We start from the raw sequence: 15,768 nt of genomic DNA, 5'->3' as shown, positions 1-15,768 counted from the left end.
GAGGCCATGAGTGATGGTGCCGTCGACAGCCTGATTCCCTATGACGAGATCGTGCAGGAGGCCCTGCGCGCCGTGGTCGGCCGGGTGCTGGGCGAGATCGAGAAGTCGGGTGGCCTGCCTGGGGAGCATCATTTCTACATCACGTTCAAGACAGGCGCGCCGGGCGTCGACATTCCCGATCACCTGTCGCAGCGCTTCCCCGACGAGATGACGATCGTCATCCAGAACCGCTTCTGGGACCTGACGGTCAGCAGCGATCGGTTCGAGGTCGGCCTGTCGTTCAACCAGATCCCGGCGCGGCTGGTGATCCCCTATGCGGCGATCACGGGCTTCGTCGATCCGGCGGTCAATTTCGCGCTGCAGTTCCAAGTGCAGTCCGAGGCGCAGCCGACGCCTGCCGAGCACGCGGAGAACGACGCCCCTGTGGCGGTCCCAGCCGAGGATGGATCGAACGTCGTGTCGGTGGATTTCACCCGTAAGAAGTGAGGGCGCATCTTCGGCGCCGGTCTGGAAGGATGTGCGCATGAAGTGGAAGGCTCTGGCGACCGTCGCGTCACTGACCCTGCTGGCGGGTGCGGCCTATGCCTATCAGGCGTTCAAGCCGGAGCCGCCGGTGGCCATGGCGTCGGCCGAGGCGCGCGGGCACCGCGCCTGGGACTTCAAGCTGACCGCGATCGACGGAGAGCCCCTGCCCCTGTCGAAGTTCAAGGGCGATGTCGTGATGCTGGTCAACACCGCCAGCTTCTGCGGCTTCACGCCCCAGTTCAAGGCGCTGCAGTCGGTCTACACGACGTACAAGGCGAAGGGGTTCACGGTCATCGGCGTGCCCTCCGGCGACTTCAAGGACCAGGAGTACGGGACGAACAAGGAGACGGCCGAATTCTGCCGCGGCACCTTTGGCGTGAAGTTCCCGATGACAGAGAAGGCGCATGTCGTCGGGCCTCAGTCGATCCCGGTCTATAAATGGGCGGCGGGCGTGCTGGGGCCGGAGAATGGACCGCGGTGGAACTTTCACAAGTACCTGATCGGCCGCGACGGCAAGCTCATCGCCGCCTTCGGCACCAAGACCGCGCCGGATGATGCGGCGGTGACGAAGGCGATCGAGGCGGCGCTCAAGCAGAAGATTTAGCCGTTCGCCTCGGGCGCGTCCGGCTTCTCCTCCGACGCTAGTTCCCGCGCCTGCGCCTTGCGGCGGCGAAGGTTCTGGCGGAGCTGTTCGGCCAGCCGCGTGGCGCGTTCGTCCTTTTCGCTCATTTTGGCCGTCTGACCCGTGCCGAGGCGGTTGACAAGATGGGGGGCGGATGGCCATAGCCCGCCGCTCGCCGGGTGGCTTCGCCACTCTTGGTGATGCTGCCGTAGCTCAGTGGTAGAGCGCATCCTTGGTAAGGCTGAGGTCGTGAGTTCAATCCTCACCGGCAGCACCACGCAGTTTGAAAGAACCGCGTTATGAGAGACCCGCCTGCGGAAGCGCGGAAATAGTCCGCGTTTTCCGGTACTTTGCGCGAGGGTCCACTACACCTCAGGACAGAGACGTGATCGCTTCCCTCCAAGTAGCGCGGTTTTCTGGTCCACGTCTCTGAGGCCGGTAAAACTGTCCTGAGTTGGAGTGAGCGCATGAAAAAAGCCCGGCCTCTCAGCCGGGCTATCGTAAGCTTATCCAGGGTGGATTTCAGCCGAAGCCGAGCACCTTCCGCTGGGTCTTCCAGTCGAGCGGAAGGTCAGAGATCCGCAGCAGTGTCCGACTGGTGAGCTCGACAGGCTGCCGGCCATCGACGATGGCGGTGACGATGTCCGGTGCCAAGAACTTGAGCCGCGCTAGCCGGACAAGATGGCTGCGGCGTGTGCTGTCAACCAAGGGTCCGGTTTGCAGTTCATGCCACGCGGCGGCGCCACTCGCGAGCAGTTGGATCAAACGATCGTCGCGCTGCGGCTGTCGCGCGTCTGGCGCTGCATGAACAAGGCGGAGTTCATGCCCTCGCCGCTTGAGCAACGCGGGCAGCGCTAAATCGACCGTCCGATCTGAATCGCTCGTCTCGATGGCGCCCATAAGCATGGCGAGCGCCGCATGACCAACTCGGACGGTGGTCGCGCTTCGATCGACGATAACGACAGCATGCAGATCGGCCATGAGCCTCTGAAAGGATGCCGGCTTGTTCAGCTTGGCCGCCAGTTCCTTGCCAAGGTCGCCCAAATGCCACCGCATCGGAATGCCCTCGAACTCGGCGGCGAGACGAAGCGGATCGGCTAGGAAGGCGGCGAGAGCATCATGCACCAGGGTTTCGATGTCACCGGCCGGCAGCCGCCATCTCTCACCCAGGCCAGCATTTGCGGCGGCGTAGTAGCGGTAGCGGCGACCGCGATTGTTGGCGTGCTCGGGCCGGAGCGCCCTGCCCTCACTGCCGATGATCCGTCCGGCCAGGATGCTGATATGGCCGGAGTGCGGGCGGGGCGCATTGCGGTCGAGCAAGGCCTGTGAGGCCTCCCAAGCTGCAGCATCGACGATCGGCTCGTGCAGGCCATCATAGACCTGATCGCCGTGCCGCACCTTGCCGATGTACAGCTCATTGCGGAGCAGATGGGTCAGCGCGCCAGCCCGGAAGGGCTGTCCTCCGACGATGCGGCCGTCACGCATCACCCGCCGCTTCGACAAGACACCGTTGTTTGCGAGATCCTCAGCAAGGTCGCGCACGGTCCCGAGCTCCTGATGCCGATGGAAGATCAGCCGGACCGTGTCGGCTTCGGCGTCATTGATAACAAGTCGCCGGTCGATGACATCGTAGCCGAGCGGTACGGGACCGCCCATCCACATGCCCTTGCGCTTGGATGCAGCAATCTTGTCCCGGATCCGCTCTCCCGTGACCTCGCGCTCGAACTGGGCGAACGACAGCAGCACGTTGAGTGTCAGCCGTCCCATGCTTGTCGTCGTGTTGAAGGCCTGAGTCACGCTGACGAAGCTCGCGCCATGGCGGTCGAGAACTTCGACGATCTTCGCGAAGTCGGACAGAGCACGGGTCAGTCGGTCGACTTTGTAGACAACGATGGTATCGATCTTACCCGCCTCGACCTCAGCCATCAGGCGCTTGAGGCCGGGCCGCTCCATGTTGCCGCCAGAGTAGCCGCCGTCATCGTACTGGCCAGGCACTAGCAACCAGCCTTCATGACGCTGGCTCAGGACGTAGGCCGCACAGGCCTCACGCTGCGCATCAAGGCTGTTGAACTCCTGCTCGAGCCCCTCCTCCGTCGACTTGCGGGTGTAGATGGCGCAGCGAAGTTGGCGCTTACCGCTAACGATGGATGGAGCCGACCGGCTCGGACGCTTAGCCACTCGCCCCTCCCCTCGCCTTCGGCGGCTCGCGTCGTTTGAGGCCGAAGAAGCGCGGTCCAGACCAGTGCGCGCCGGTGATCTCACGGGCGATGTGCGACAATGAGCTGTAACGGCGCTCCTCGAAGCTGAAGCCGTCGTCGGTTACGAGGACCGCATGCATGCGGCCGTTCCACTCTCGGAGCAGTCGAGTACCTGACTTCAGCTGAATGGGCGGCTCCGGCAGCTGCGTCGATGTGGATGTTGCCAGCATATCGAGCACCCGCTGGGTGGCGGAAGGCAGGTGCCCGAGCTGCTGCTCCTGGAGCCGGTACGCCAATGCCCGCCGGATAAGCGAGAGAGGCAGCGCGGGCGCTGCCGCTCCGAACTGCCCCTGCCACTCCTCGCGCAGCTGCGCTGGCGACGATGTCGCCAGCGCTTCGATTTGCCGCTCGAGCTTGCCCATGTCAGGCGTCACGTAGGAAGTAACAGGTAGTCTCGCCGCGCTCGCCCTTGTCGATGGCCGAGCCCTTCTTGCGCATGCCGGCGAGGAAGCCGTGGACCGTGTGCGGCAACCAGCCGGTCAGCTCGACCAGCTCTGCCAAGGTAGCGCCCTGCTTGCGCCGCAGGGCGTCCTTAACCTGATCGCTCTTGTAGCGCGCGGGTGGCGGCGCGGCAGCCTCTGCGACCGCCTTGGTGCGCGGCTTCTTCGGCAAGGGGCCGATCGCAGGTGCGGGGGTGGCATGCGCCGCAGCGGCACGGATGCGGCGGGTCGGCTTGGGCTGCTGAGTGTTGGTCATGTGATCGTCTCCGGTTGAAGAAGGCGGCACCAGCGCCGCTCCCACCAGCCAGAGCCCCGTCGATCGCGTCGATCCGGGGCAGCGGCCGCTCAACTCGGCCGCGTTCACGTGAGCCGGTATGCTCGACACAAAAACGAAGTCCACTCGGATCGGACTTAAGTTGCGACGAAGTCCGCTCTTGTCAGCAAGTCTCGCCCCAATCAGAAGAGCAACGCCGCCGGGAGACCGGCGGTGGGGCGTGGAAACCCCGGTTCGATGAACTCGGTCACGACTTTGGTCGGGCCGGGTGGCATGCGCGCATGTCCAGCCGGCTTGCCGGTAAAGGCGCATGCGCCTGATCATCGACCAGGTTTCCAACATTCTCTAGCTGAGGTCCCCTGTGGCGGGGCGACGCTGGCAGTGCTACTTCATCATGGTTCGCCTTTTCTGGCAACGTCCTTGTGTTCGGTGTCGATCAACCCGGGGTGCAACAGTCTCTTCGGGGTCATGCGATGGTTGCGTAAGGCAGCCATGTTCTGTGTCGCACGCCACATTGGGGTCGGTTCGTATCGAAGGGTGGCGCTCCAACAACCGTAGCTCGGGGTCATCGCTGCCCCAACGTTCAAAGCGAAGTCGCCGGTCCCTCCGCCTCCCGGGAGGATCGTACCGTCCATGAGGACGGATGGGGTGAAAGGCTGTCAGGCGCGCGCCGCCTGCATCATCTGGCGGTGCGGCTCGACCGTCTCGGCCTTGAACTGAAAGTGGGTGCCGTCGCGCCACATTCCGAACAGGATGATGGCGAGCTTGCGCGCGACCGCCACCTTGGCCTTGTTGAAGCCGACCTTCTTGGCGAGCCGTAGACCCCAGTCCTTGAGCGAGGAGAAGGTCTTGGTGGCGGACAGCAGCACGGTGGCAGCGGTGACGAGATGGGTACGGGTGAGCCGGTTACCCATCTTGCTGATCTTGCCGTGGGTGAGGCTCTCGCCCGACTGGTAGACCCTGGGCGTGAGCCCGAGATAGGCCGCCACATCGTCGGCGCGGTGGAAACGGGACGGCTCCTCGATGGCTGTGAAGAACGACAAGGCGGTGATGGCGCCGAGGCCGGGCACCGCCATGAAGCGCCGGCAGATCGGGTTGGCGGCGGCGAGCATCTCCAGCTCGGTCTCGATCCGCTCCGCGTCGGCCTGGAGCCGCTCGCACAGGTCGAGCACCGGCAGGATGCGCGGGCGCATGTTCAGCCCGTCGCGATCCTGGATCTGCATCAGCTGCTCGATCACACGGTCGCGATAGGTGGCGGCCGACTTGGCGCCGGGCTCGACCCGCCCGCCATAGACGCGCAGCAGCCCCCGGATCATGTTCTCGTTGGCGAGCCGCTGCTGCACCAGCCGGTGCCGCATGATGAGCTGCGCGCGCACCTCGTAGCAGGCCGCGCTCTTGACGTAGACCTCCGTCAGATAGTCGCGGCCCGTGCGCGTGATCTCGGCGATGCCGCGGGCGTCGTTGGCGTCCGTCTTGTTGCGCTTCAAGGAGAGCACACGATGCACCTGGAGCGCGTCCATCACCGCCACCTGGTAGCCAAGCCGGCGCAGGCCGCCCGACAGGTGCACGGACATGGCGCCCGTCTCCATGCCGACCACCGCCACGTTGGAAGCGAAATTCTTGGCCAGGTAACGTCCGATCTCGGTCGGATGTGTCTTCATCGAGCACTGGTGGACGACCTTGCCGTCGCCATCCAGCACGCACACCGCCGTCGACTTGAGCCCCACATCGAGGCCGACCCATACGCGGCCCCGCGCCGGGTCCGTCTCGGCCGCCGCCCGCACAGCCAGGATCTCGGGATTGCTGATCTTCTTGGTCATCGCGCTCTCTCCTTCCGCGCGCCATCGTGCACCCGCCGGACAGAGAAGACCTCAGCTAAACCACAACCGGCTTTGGCCGTCGCCCCGAGAGGACATAGGCGCGACAGGGGGCTGAACCGGATATGACAACGCAGCTGCAGGAGCTGATCGGACGCATTCGGGAGCGTCTGCTACGCGGCGATTACGTCAATGAGGCAGCCGTGTCGCACGGCATCGTCACCCCGATCGTCAGTTCGCTCGGCTGGGACAGTGCCGACCCGCACCAGATGGTGCCGGAGTTGGCAATCCCACGTGGCCGCGTCGACTTCGCCCTGCTCCGCCTGGGCAAGAAACCTGCCGTGTTCATCGAGGTCAAAGGGGTTGGCCGTGCCGCAGAGGCAGATCGGCAGCTGTTCGAGTACGCCTTCCATGAGGGAGTCCCGCTCTGCGTCCTGACCGACGGACGCGAATGGAGTTTCTACCTGCCTGCCGCACAAGGCAGCTATGACGAGCGGAGGCTCTATCGCCTCCAGCTCGACGACCGCGATCCCGCCGAGTGCGAGCGGGTCCTGCAGCGCTACCTGGCATACGACCGCATTCGTAGCGGTGTGGCCCGTGAAGACGCCTTCCGCGACTTCCAGGATGCCGCGGGTCAGCGCGAAGCGGTCACCGCCCTACCCCGCGCCTGGCTTGAGCTACTCGCCGAGCCTGAGCAGCTGCTCATCGACATCGTCGGCGACAAAGCGGAGGCGCTCTGCGGGTTCAAGCCCAGCGTTGATGATGTGACCCGCTTCCTGAGGCGCCTAACTACCGGCGAAGTCCCAGCTGTTTATTCAACCGCGCCAGCCCGTATGGCGTCGCAAAAAGTGATCGCGGTCCCCGCAGCGCCAATCCCACCTGCATCCGCGAGTCCGGCGGCAACGACAAAGCGCGGCGCGCCGGACCAGGCGGCCGGCACCATCACTGCTACCTTGCTCGGCAAGAGCCAGAACTTCGAGAACGCCACCTTCGCTCTCGTCGAGGTCCTGCGCACGATCACGGCACTGGACGCGGCCAAGATACCAGAGCTTGCCGAACTCGCGCGCGGCCGAACCCGCAGCCATATCGCCCGCTCTGCCGCGGAGATAAACCCGCTCCGTCCGGATCTCGCCAAAAGCGCGGAGTTCGCGTCGGGCTGGCTCGTCGGCCTCAATATCTCAAACGAAGAGAAGATGCGGATCATCCGAAAGGCATGCGTCGTCTATGGCCTTAGAGTTCCCGAGGACGTCGATGTCGCAATGCCAAACGCCTGATCAGCAGTCACTCAGGTGGCCATGATTCGGAGCGTCGCGGCGTCGGTCCCGCCGCACCAGCGGTCAAGAGCCGCCCGGTACAACGGCTCGCCGCTTGCCGCCTCGAACAAGGTCAGTGACGAACATAGCTTCCGCGCGTCGATCGTGCCGAATACCTGCTCGGCAGTTGTCTCCGTCAGATCCTGAAGCGCTCGGACGCACTCCCGATAGCGAGCGCCCAAAACGGCATGGCCGTCGTACGCGCGAGCTTCTTCGATCGACCCGATCGCGTAGCGCCTAGCCATCGCGCTCGAACCAAGGCCGGCGATCTGAGGGAATATGAACCACATCCAGTGTGAACGCTTGCTGCCCCGTCGGATCTCGCCAAGTGCGGTGGTGTAGATGGCAGACTGCGCTTCGACAAAGCGAGCCAGGTCGAAAGAATCTTCGGTTCGCATTCAGGAGCCATATTCAAACCGAGCCTCTCTCGCGACGTTTTCGTGCGGCGATGTAAGATCAGCCGCTCACTCGCGACGCGGGTGCCGGAGCGCAGACTTACCGGGTAGTATCAGACGCTACGACCCAAATTCGGCCATTCGCCCCTCTCCACTTGCCCAGCTCCGGACGCCGGTTCAGCTTTCAATTTTGTTTGCACTAGGCGCGGAATCGACTGCGGCGCGTTCAAGTTGCATGGCGCACCGAAAGCTCAACCTCCCGACGAAAACTTGCCCGTCCTGTTACCGTCCCTTCGCATGGCGAAAGAAGTGGGAACGCGATTGGGAGCATGTGAAGTTTTGCTCCGATCGGTGCCGAGCAGCGGGAGCATCCGAGAGTCACTAACGACCCGACCGCAGGCATCCGATCCGGGGTGAACGACCCACAATCGGTCGCTCAGCTCGTTTCTGCCGCTTCCCGGAACCAGACTTTAGTTCAGGGGCAGCTTAAGCGAGCCGTCGCCTTCCTATAGCGGGCCCCACCTTGCGTAGGACACCGGTCAACTCCTGCAACCGCCCTTTACCGCCGCCTGCTATGTTGATCTGACAGCACCGATGCGCGGTATCAACGCAGCTGCGGAACGGTCTCGGTTGCTGGCCCCTCAAGGATCGCCAAGCTCAGCAGCGTGTAGGTCTGGCGGCTAACCACTCCGTTCCGCTTGACCGTCCGAACAAGAATGCGGGCGACCGCCGAGCTGCCGAGGATCGATGTGTTCCAAGTCGCGAGAAGCTCACTGGTGAGCTCGCGATCGACCCTCCCGTTGAGCACGTCGCCGGTGAGCGTTCGGAATTCGAAGGCGTGAGCATTCGGAAGCGTTCCCTCGAGTGTTCCTTGGACTTGCTCCTCGGATTCTTCGATCGAGGTCTCCGCAGCACGCTCAACCGCGACAGCGATCTCCGCGCCGGTGAACGAGCGATCACTGTTGCCGACAACTAGCCGAAAAGTCGCTCCATTCGATCGCATCAGCCCGAAAAACTCCGAGGCGGTCGCCAGCGCGCGCGGATCGACCTCTCCGGCGACCTCCTGGAATTCGTCGTCATTAGGCGCGCCGAGTGCCGCGATCAGGCGATTAGCGCTGGCGACGGCGGTAGGTAAGCCGGATTTTACAAGCTGTGTTTGCGGACGCACCTCTTGCATGAGGAACCCGAACGAGCCTCGAACGACATTGGTGATATGCATCGTTGAGGCGGCCTTGTTGGGGACAGGGCCCCGCTGGCCTAGACCCTGCTCCTGCACCATGAGCTTGGACACCAAGTCCTGGAACTTGGAAACCGCATCGCCGCCGAACTGAGCCTCAATGCCGATCGATGCGACAACTGGTCGGCCACCGAAAAAGAGCGCCGCTGAGGCATAAATCTCGTCGGTATCGGCCATGTTGGCAAGAATTGTGACAAGCTCCGCCCGGCGATCTTCAAGATCCTCGCGCATGAAGATGTCGTCCTCGGTCAGCCTTGCGAGCAGCTTGTCAACCGATGCGATCTCTGCCGAGACACGATCCCTTTCGATTTTGGCAAGGACGCTCATGCTGCTTGCCTTTGGACGTAATCGGCCTTGGCGGGGTTCTGCCCAGACGCGGCTAACTTCTCTCCGGTCGGCACGGCTGGTGCCGCTTCAGCCGCGGCTCGCTCGAGGCGGTCGAGCTCGGCCAGCGCTTCCGCATCACCTTGCGCGTCAGACAGGTCGACCTGAAGCATTCCTTTCCATAGCTCATCCCCGCGCCGATGTGAAAAGAGACCTAGTAGATAGCGAGAGTAGTCGATCATCGACGACGGATTGCTGTCCAGATCAACGAAGAATGCATCTAGGTTGTAGGTCGCCTTTACCGCTGCTCGCCGGAACACTGCTGGATTACTCGCTCGAAGGATCTGTGCGGCGGCGTTGTCCGAAGCGGCCGCCGGCCGTTAGAATAATGTGACGATATCAAGATCGCCGGGTACCTTATCCTCGCAGAAGCTGCCGTCGAGCCACTGGAACCCGTTGACTACACCAAGTGCACGTAGCGCAGCGCGGTGAGCAAGCCAGCTTCGGAGGATTACTTGGCGGACCGTGGTCTGGCCCAGCGTAATCACGATCTCGAGCGCGGTGACCACATAGGGCGTCATGTCAGTGGGAGCACCCCCCGGACCGTTCGGGCCGACATAGGGAGGCAGCACACCGTCAATCGTGAAAACCGGTATCGGCACGCGCATTCGCCTTGTTCTGCCTAGCCACCTTGCACTACCAACTGACGTGGCGAAAGACCGGTTCCAACGATAGCGCCACGCGGACGGCTCAGACGGTCGGGAGCCGCTCAGCCTGCGCGCGGCGTTCCATCATGGTCGCGAGCGTATCGTCCTCGGATCGTTGGAACGGTCGGCAGTCGTCAACCATCCGGCGGAAGGGTTCGTGGCGATCATCGGCGGGCTTCTGCATCCGCGCCTTCAGCCAGAGGTCCGCCTGGACAATGGTCAGCAGCGAGGTGCTCTTCTTCTTACCCTTTAGGATCGTCACGCTCTTTGGAATGCCCCGATATCTGTCGAAAAGGTCAAGCGTCCCGGCATCGAAGTTCCTCACGCCCTTGCGGCTGCTAACCTCGTTCAGCAGCTTGATGAGCGCTATGTCGACGAGCTCGTCAGTTAGCAGCGCGACCTCCTCGACCTTGTCACGCCTCACCTTCGCGACCACCGCAGCATTCGACGCCTCGCCATCGCGCTGCTGCCGCATCATCTCGCGGTGAATCTCTTCGATCCCGTTGCGCAGATCGCTCAACGTCGTCTTGAAGGCCATTGCCGAACACCTTGCATGAGGGAGCTTTGATGCGAACGTGCTCGGACCCGCGCCCCGGCCGTCTCGACGGAGATCGCAGCGCAACCGACTTTGCAAATCGGTGCTCCTGCCGGCACCGCAACGCGGTCACCGACGGAACCGTGCAAGGGACGCAGCTCGCACGCCCGCTCAGCCGGCCGCCTCATCGATCCACTTCTTCAGCGTCGCGTGATCAACGTAGCTGCGCACGGGGACTCCAGCATCGACGACAGCCTGAGGCGTCGCACCGACCGGATCCGTCGCGCCCGTCCTGTCCTTGAGATGGTTGATCCGAAGCGCGACGATCCCGTTCCCGCGCGCGATCGACTGCTCGATCTCGTAATCGATGTACTTGCGACCGGCTGACTTTGCGCCGATGCACACGACGGTCACCGACGTGTTCGCCAGGCCATCGTCGATGAGCGCCTTAATGACCTTGTCGCCCTTGGTTTTGGCCTCCTCCCAAAGCGAGGCGTCGTGGAAGCCCGCCGCCGCGACGCCGACGATCTCGCCGATGTTGCGGACTTGGTTTACGCGCCAGATGTCGCGATCGTAGTGGAAGCTGAAGAAGACCCGGCGCGCCATGAAGTCACTCCAATGCCAGATTTGATGCATACTACGCGTCGAACCCCACGCGCAACGTCCGCGAACACCAGGTCATGGGCGCGGTAGTTAGAGACGGGCAAGCCGCGCCAACTTGCACCGAACCCTTTCGACTAGATCATCCACCGACGACGCCCGCTCGATGCCGTAGCGCTCGGCAGTGATGTCGACGTTGCCCTTCCGGAAGTAGTCGGGGGCGCAGAATACGATCAGCCTTCCTCCGCGAGCATGCAATCCGAGTTCGAGAAGGCTGATAGGGCTCTTGGAATCAGACGCGAGATGCAGCACAATGACGTTGGCCACCTCGAGGGCCTCGAGCTCCCACTCGACCTGCTCTCTGAAGTGCGGCTCTTCGGCGATCGGCAGCCAGTCGGCGTTCCAGTCCGCCCGGCGTGGGTTGACGATCACCGCGCGCTCGCCGGCAAGCAGTTCCACGGCCTGCGCTTGCCAGTTCTCGGAGTGGCCCATGTCGATGGTGCCGCCTAGATAGACCATCGGCCATCCGTTCGCGTCGGCCAGGGGTTGTGGAGCGGTGATCACCAGGGCGACGGTCAAGCCGGTTCCCCGATCGCTGTCGGTGCGACGATCCCGGAGCCGTGCCCGCTTACCGTCGCGGCCGCGTCAAGGGGCTCGAGCAGGCTCCTCCCCATTGCTGCGAACCATCGCCCGATGTCGACATCCTGGTCCGTCGGCAACGCCCCAACGATACTCTGGAGGAAAAGCTTCTCGCCGACGTGCTGTCCGAGACTCCGATAGGCCTCGAAGCGGGCCTCGCTAAAGTTCTGATCCGCCGTTGGATGATGAGGGAAGGCCGGCTCGTCGAGCCGAAAACGACGCAAGAACTCCCCTTCGTTGCCGGTTAAAGACAGCTTGAGGTAGGGCATGTAGCCGAATTCCCCATCGCGATAGCGGAGGCGGCAGAATTGGAAGTGAGAGCGGCTGAGGCCGTCGCGATCACGCCTCAGTTCATCGAGATTGATCTCGATGCGCACGCCCAGGTCGATCGAGGCGAGCCTCTGAAGATTCGCCATGGCGTGGAACGTCATGTCCTGGTCCTGCTCGCCATCGACCACCACCACGAACTTGCAGCGTCGCCGCAGCAACTCGTAGACTCCCAGGTTCTCGATGTGGCCGCCGTCGGAGAGGTTCAGGAAGGCGGTCCGCTCGTCCATGCGGCCGGTGAGTTCCCGGAGGAGATAACTGAGGCCGGGCAGGCCGTTCAGGCTCGACTTCGCGACCGCGGGGTTTCTCAGCCAATAGCCCAACCTGACGTTGAGTAGCGAAAGCCAAAAGCCGAACTGCGCCCGGTTTTGCAGACCCATGCGGGGCGAGATCGCCGCACCGGAGATTGCCATCACCGTGGCGATCGTCAGGTCGGGCTCAAGGCGCTCCCACTCCGGCGTCCTATAATAGCCGCTGATCGGACTGCCGCAGTGGTGCGGTGTGAATGAGAAGAAGTCGGTGAGGCGCCCCCGCATCGCCGGTGCGTCGGAACTCGGCACGTTCAGCGCCGCATTGAAGATGGGATAGGGGCCGAGATCACCTTCGGCGAGCGAACTAAGCTTGCGATCGTCGTCGATAGTTACCTCTCCGGGCTCCGCGTCGGCGACGAGAAAGGCTTCCGCCAGTTTGCGCCGATAGTGCCGGTGCAGACCGGTGACGTTGAGGTTTAGAAAAACGAGATAGTAAAATGCGATGCCGAGCGCGGCGGCGGCAAACCAAAGGCCATGTCGCCCAAGGTCGATGAAGGATGCGGTCGACGCCAGCGTCACGATCGCCACGAACAGCGGGGCGGAGGAGCGCGCCAACCAGCGGCCGACGATCGCCGCCCTGGTCAAGATTCGTTCCAGCACGATGCCGACGACCAGCAGGCCGAGCGGAGCGATGCAGACGTAAAGCAGCCGCACGGGGTCGTCACCGATCGCGGAAGCCATCCACGCTGCGGCCTTTCGCGTGCCGATTGCGGCCAGCGCCCCGGCCAGAACCACCGCGCACATAGCCGTCGCTTGGTCGGCAAACTTCACCCCGGCGCGTCCCTGCCGGCACGCCAATGGCGCTCCGATTACGGCCAGAGTGAGCGCTCCTAGGGAAGCGACGGCGATCCAATTGATAAAGAAGGGAGGTATGAGGATCACGAATAAAGCCGACAAAAGGCACAGGACCGCAGACAGCGCTAGGAGGTTGTTCAGCAGGCCGCTCGTCTGCGCAAGGACCGTGGACCATTTCTCGGACAATGGTCCCAACGCGAGGTAGCGGCTGTTCTGACGAATGTGGCCCGTCGCCGCGGCATCGCGGTGCGTTTCCCCGAACGGCCTGTCGCCACGCTCTAGTCCGATCGGCCGCGCCGCCCCGATCGGGCCGTCACCGGCCCCGACGTTGCCAGCGTGCCCGCCCGGTGAAACGACATCTGTTGCCACGCCGGGAGCCAGGTAGTTCGTCAGAAACGCCCCGAGATAGCCGCCGCCGCTGACCGTCGAAAGGTAGTCGAACTGCTTGAGTAGGCCGCGCTTCGCGAACACGGTCAGCACGCCGAGGGCGAAGGTCGCTGAGCGGATGCCGCCGCCAGAAAGCGCCAGACCCGTCGCCCGCTCAGCCGTCGGCTCAATGCCGTAGCGCAGCCGCCGTCGACCGACCGCCTTCCGCTCAACCGACGCGATCTCGTCGAAGGAGATGCCCCCCACACCATCGAGATCGTTCGGATCGCCCTTGTCTAGACCCCAAGACAGCGCCACTCCCATCTCCAAATCCACGGAGGCCGCCTCCGCCTGCGGCAGCTGCCCAGGATCCCTCTCGCCCGACAGCCTAAGGAGCATGAGATCCAGAGTTCGCAGGATCTCCTGCAAGGCGGCTAGCTGCAGTCGGAAGTCGTCCGTGTCGTCGAGCGCGGCCAAGCGCCCCGCGCGATTACGACGGTGCCAGCGCGAGGTGAATGGGCGAACGTGGTGGTTCAGCACGAACCACGCGACCGTCTCGAAGATGCGCCCCGTCGCGTTCTCCCGACAGATCACACGGGTCCGTTCGAACAAGGCGTGCACGCTCTCGAGCGCGGACACCTCGTCACCGCTCGAATAGCCGATCTCCTGCGTCGCGACACGCGACGTCAGCTCCAGATGCAGCAGCGAAGCGGCCTTAACATCCGCCTCGTTGGGAGCCCACGCACGGTGGCCGTGCGCCTCTAGGAACGCGTTCGTTAGGACGGGCGTCGCGCCGCCGTTCAACGCCCCCAGCTCGTCCTTCCAGGTCGTCTCGCTCACCGGCGCCGTCCCAATTGATCGCTACGTCATCGCTGAAAGGCGTCGACCCACCAGCCGCCTGCACGTTAAACACCGCGGCGCTCGCGTCAAAGAACGACCTGTCGCGCCGAACGGTTGAGTTTGGTTACGCAAGGTGAGAGCACGTTGATGGAACAAATCTCCCGCCTCTGAATGCCAGTGGAGTTCGGGTGGAAAAGCGAGGATGTCTCTCCGATGGCAAAGCGTCGCCACGTCTTCATCAGCCACCACCATGCCGACGACGCCCACGTCAGCGGCCTGACCGACATGCTCAAGCGCAGCGGTCATGAGATCCGCAACAGCTCCATCCGCGCCAAGCCGGCCAACCAGCGTCGACTGGACGAGGGTCGCGTGAGCGACAACGCTATCAAGCGCCTGCTGCGGATGAAGATGAATTGGGCGTCCACGGTAGTGGTGCTCATCGGCAAGGAGACCCACGCGCGACCATGGGTCAACTGGGAGATCAGGAAGGCACACGAATTAGGCAAGCGGATCGTCGGGGTCTACGAGCGCGGCGGGCGCGAGAACCACATCCCCGAGGCGTTCAAGAAGTACGGCGATGCCCTAGTTGGCTGGAATTCCGAGAACGTGGTCGACGCGATCGACGGCACGAGTTCCCCCTTCGAGCGACCGGAAGGCGGATCTCGCGCTACCTCGGGGGATGGCGCGCGTGGCAGCTGCGCCGCCTGATGCCGCACGTCCACGTCTACGCCGTCAGCTACGACCTGGGCTTCGCGCCCAACCCGTTTGGAGGCGTCTGCAGCCTGGCCTGTTGCAAACCGGAGATCAGGAGGACAGCGCAGCTTGACGACTGGGTGGTCGGATTGACCAGCACCAAGCTCCCACCGGCGCTGCGGCTCGTATTCGCGATGAGTGTCACCAGAATCAGCGACTTCGACGAATACTGGAGTTCGGCGGAATTCGCCGGGCGGAAGGCGACGCGGAACGGTTCGCAGAAGGCGCAGGTCGGCGACAACATCTACCATCGCGACGGGCCCTAGGCCGACTGGGTCCAGGAGGATTCTGTGCACAGCCTTCCCGGCGGCTTGCAATGCGATCTGAACCGGGATCACGACACGCGCGTAAACCGGATATTGCTGTCCGACCACTTCCTCTATCTCGGTGACCAGGCGCGCGCCGTGCCGCAGGAAATACTCGTCGGGCTTAGGTATTGGAAGAATTCGCGCGACCGTCGCAAGTTCACAATGGAAGAGGGAGCGCACCTCATCAGGTGGATCGAGGGGCTCAAGGCAGCCGCGGCGACGCCCATCGTCGGCGACCCCATCGACTTCGACAAGACCGGTAAGACGTTCTCGTACGTCAAGCGGAAGATGGTTTGACGGCTATGGTTTCCCCCGGCGCGGCTCGGCCGTTCGGTCCATCGATTTCGGACGCCGCGCGACGATACCACCGCGCCACCGAACA

General features: G+C 63.5%; 16 protein-coding genes, 1 tRNA gene and 2 pseudogenes. 7 read left to right on the top strand and 12 right to left on the bottom strand.

Features of this window, described 5'->3' with window-relative positions:
* Nucleotides 1-6 precede the first annotated feature (6 nt).
* Both ACM608_RS05950 and ACM608_RS05945 read left to right on the top strand, forming a co-directional pair.
* Complete coding sequence (locus tag ACM608_RS05950) at nt 7-486, top strand: SspB family protein (RefSeq protein ID WP_419682336.1); 480 nt, start codon at nt 7-9, stop codon at nt 484-486.
* Nucleotides 487-523: 37 nt separating this feature from the next.
* Entirely contained in the window at nt 524-1,129 is a 606-nt protein-coding gene (locus ACM608_RS05945) for a glutathione peroxidase (protein ID WP_419682335.1), read from the top strand.
* Here ACM608_RS05945 and ACM608_RS05940 read toward each other — a convergent pair.
* Nucleotides 1,126-1,254, bottom strand: coding sequence for a hypothetical protein (locus ACM608_RS05940; protein ID WP_419682334.1), 129 nt, complete (start codon nt 1,252-1,254; stop codon nt 1,126-1,128). The genes ACM608_RS05945 and ACM608_RS05940 overlap by 4 nt on opposite strands.
* Nucleotides 1,255-1,349: 95 nt before the next feature.
* Between ACM608_RS05940 and ACM608_RS05935 the strand changes: the two genes are divergently transcribed.
* Nucleotides 1,350-1,424: transfer RNA gene (locus ACM608_RS05935), tRNA-Thr, on the top strand.
* Nucleotides 1,425-1,669: 245 nt separating this feature from the next.
* Here the strand turns inward: ACM608_RS05935 and ACM608_RS05930 are convergent.
* From ACM608_RS05930 to ACM608_RS05915, 4 genes are all read right to left on the bottom strand, one after another.
* Complete coding sequence (locus ACM608_RS05930; RefSeq protein WP_419682333.1) at nt 1,670-3,325, bottom strand: recombinase family protein; 1,656 nt, start codon at nt 3,323-3,325, stop codon at nt 1,670-1,672.
* Entirely contained in the window at nt 3,318-3,767 is a 450-nt protein-coding gene (locus tag ACM608_RS05925) for a DUF2924 domain-containing protein (protein WP_419682332.1), read from the bottom strand. The genes ACM608_RS05930 and ACM608_RS05925 overlap by 8 nt, the downstream gene beginning before the upstream one ends.
* Nucleotide 3,768: 1 nt before the next feature.
* Complete coding sequence (locus tag ACM608_RS05920; protein WP_419682331.1) at nt 3,769-4,101, bottom strand: DUF3489 domain-containing protein; 333 nt, start codon at nt 4,099-4,101, stop codon at nt 3,769-3,771.
* 677 nt (nt 4,102-4,778) lie between these two features.
* Nucleotides 4,779-5,939, bottom strand: a complete 1,161-nt coding sequence (locus tag ACM608_RS05915) for an IS110 family transposase (RefSeq protein ID WP_419682330.1) — start codon at nt 5,937-5,939, stop codon at nt 4,779-4,781.
* Between the two features lie 200 nt (nt 5,940-6,139).
* On the opposite strand from ACM608_RS05915, the gene ACM608_RS05910 reads away from it, so the two are divergent.
* Nucleotides 6,140-7,210 (top strand): hypothetical protein, encoded by a 1,071-nt coding sequence (locus ACM608_RS05910; RefSeq protein WP_419682329.1) that lies wholly within the window; start codon nt 6,140-6,142, stop codon nt 7,208-7,210.
* A gap of 11 nt (nt 7,211-7,221) precedes the next feature.
* Here ACM608_RS05910 and ACM608_RS05905 read toward each other — a convergent pair whose 3' ends face one another.
* On the bottom strand, nt 7,222-7,647 hold the full coding sequence (locus tag ACM608_RS05905) for a DUF1810 domain-containing protein (protein WP_419682328.1): 426 nt from the start codon (nt 7,645-7,647) through the stop codon (nt 7,222-7,224).
* Nucleotides 7,648-7,879: 232 nt separating this feature from the next.
* Between ACM608_RS05905 and ACM608_RS05900 the strand changes: the two genes are divergently transcribed.
* Complete coding sequence (locus ACM608_RS05900; RefSeq protein ID WP_419682327.1) at nt 7,880-8,029, top strand: DUF2256 domain-containing protein; 150 nt, start codon at nt 7,880-7,882, stop codon at nt 8,027-8,029.
* A gap of 219 nt (nt 8,030-8,248) precedes the next feature.
* On the opposite strand, the gene ACM608_RS05895 is transcribed toward ACM608_RS05900, so the two are convergent.
* From ACM608_RS05895 to ACM608_RS05870, 6 genes and pseudogenes are all read right to left on the bottom strand, one after another.
* The gene (locus tag ACM608_RS05895; protein WP_419682326.1) at nt 8,249-9,208 is read right to left on the bottom strand and encodes a hypothetical protein; all 960 of its coding nucleotides are present in this window, start codon (nt 9,206-9,208) and stop codon (nt 8,249-8,251) included.
* A pseudogene (locus tag ACM608_RS05890) lies at nt 9,205-9,867 on the bottom strand (DUF6932 family protein). The gene ACM608_RS05895 and the pseudogene ACM608_RS05890 overlap by 4 nt, the downstream one beginning before the upstream one ends.
* Nucleotides 9,868-9,955: 88 nt before the next feature.
* Nucleotides 9,956-10,450, bottom strand: a complete 495-nt coding sequence (locus tag ACM608_RS05885) for a hypothetical protein (RefSeq protein WP_419682325.1) — start codon at nt 10,448-10,450, stop codon at nt 9,956-9,958.
* Nucleotides 10,451-10,618: 168 nt separating this feature from the next.
* Nucleotides 10,619-11,053: a TIR domain-containing protein gene (locus ACM608_RS05880; protein ID WP_419682324.1), complete on the bottom strand. Its 435-nt coding sequence runs from the start codon at nt 11,051-11,053 to the stop codon at nt 10,619-10,621.
* Nucleotides 11,054-11,140: 87 nt separating this feature from the next.
* Nucleotides 11,141-11,626, bottom strand: a complete 486-nt coding sequence (locus tag ACM608_RS05875) for a nucleoside 2-deoxyribosyltransferase domain-containing protein (protein WP_419682323.1) — start codon at nt 11,624-11,626, stop codon at nt 11,141-11,143.
* Nucleotides 11,623-14,325, bottom strand: coding sequence for a hypothetical protein (locus ACM608_RS05870; protein WP_419682322.1), 2,703 nt, complete (start codon nt 14,323-14,325; stop codon nt 11,623-11,625). Before ACM608_RS05870 ends, ACM608_RS05875 begins: the two co-directional genes overlap by 4 nt.
* A gap of 213 nt (nt 14,326-14,538) precedes the next feature.
* On the opposite strand from ACM608_RS05870, the gene ACM608_RS05865 reads away from it, so the two are divergent.
* Both ACM608_RS05865 and ACM608_RS05860 read left to right on the top strand, forming a co-directional pair.
* Nucleotides 14,539-15,033, top strand: a complete 495-nt coding sequence (locus tag ACM608_RS05865; protein ID WP_419682321.1) for a TIR domain-containing protein — start codon at nt 14,539-14,541, stop codon at nt 15,031-15,033.
* Nucleotides 15,033-15,683, top strand: a pseudogene (locus ACM608_RS05860) (hypothetical protein). Before ACM608_RS05865 ends, ACM608_RS05860 begins: the two are co-directional and overlap by 1 nt.
* Nucleotides 15,684-15,768 lie beyond the last annotated feature (85 nt).

Source organism: Sphingomonas sp. ID0503 (assembly GCF_048565625.1).
Taxonomy (GTDB): Bacteria; Pseudomonadota; Alphaproteobacteria; order Sphingomonadales; family Sphingomonadaceae; genus JBLZUR01.
The sequence above is the reverse complement of the archived record's forward strand: the minus strand, read 5'-3'. Positions and strand labels throughout refer to the sequence as shown.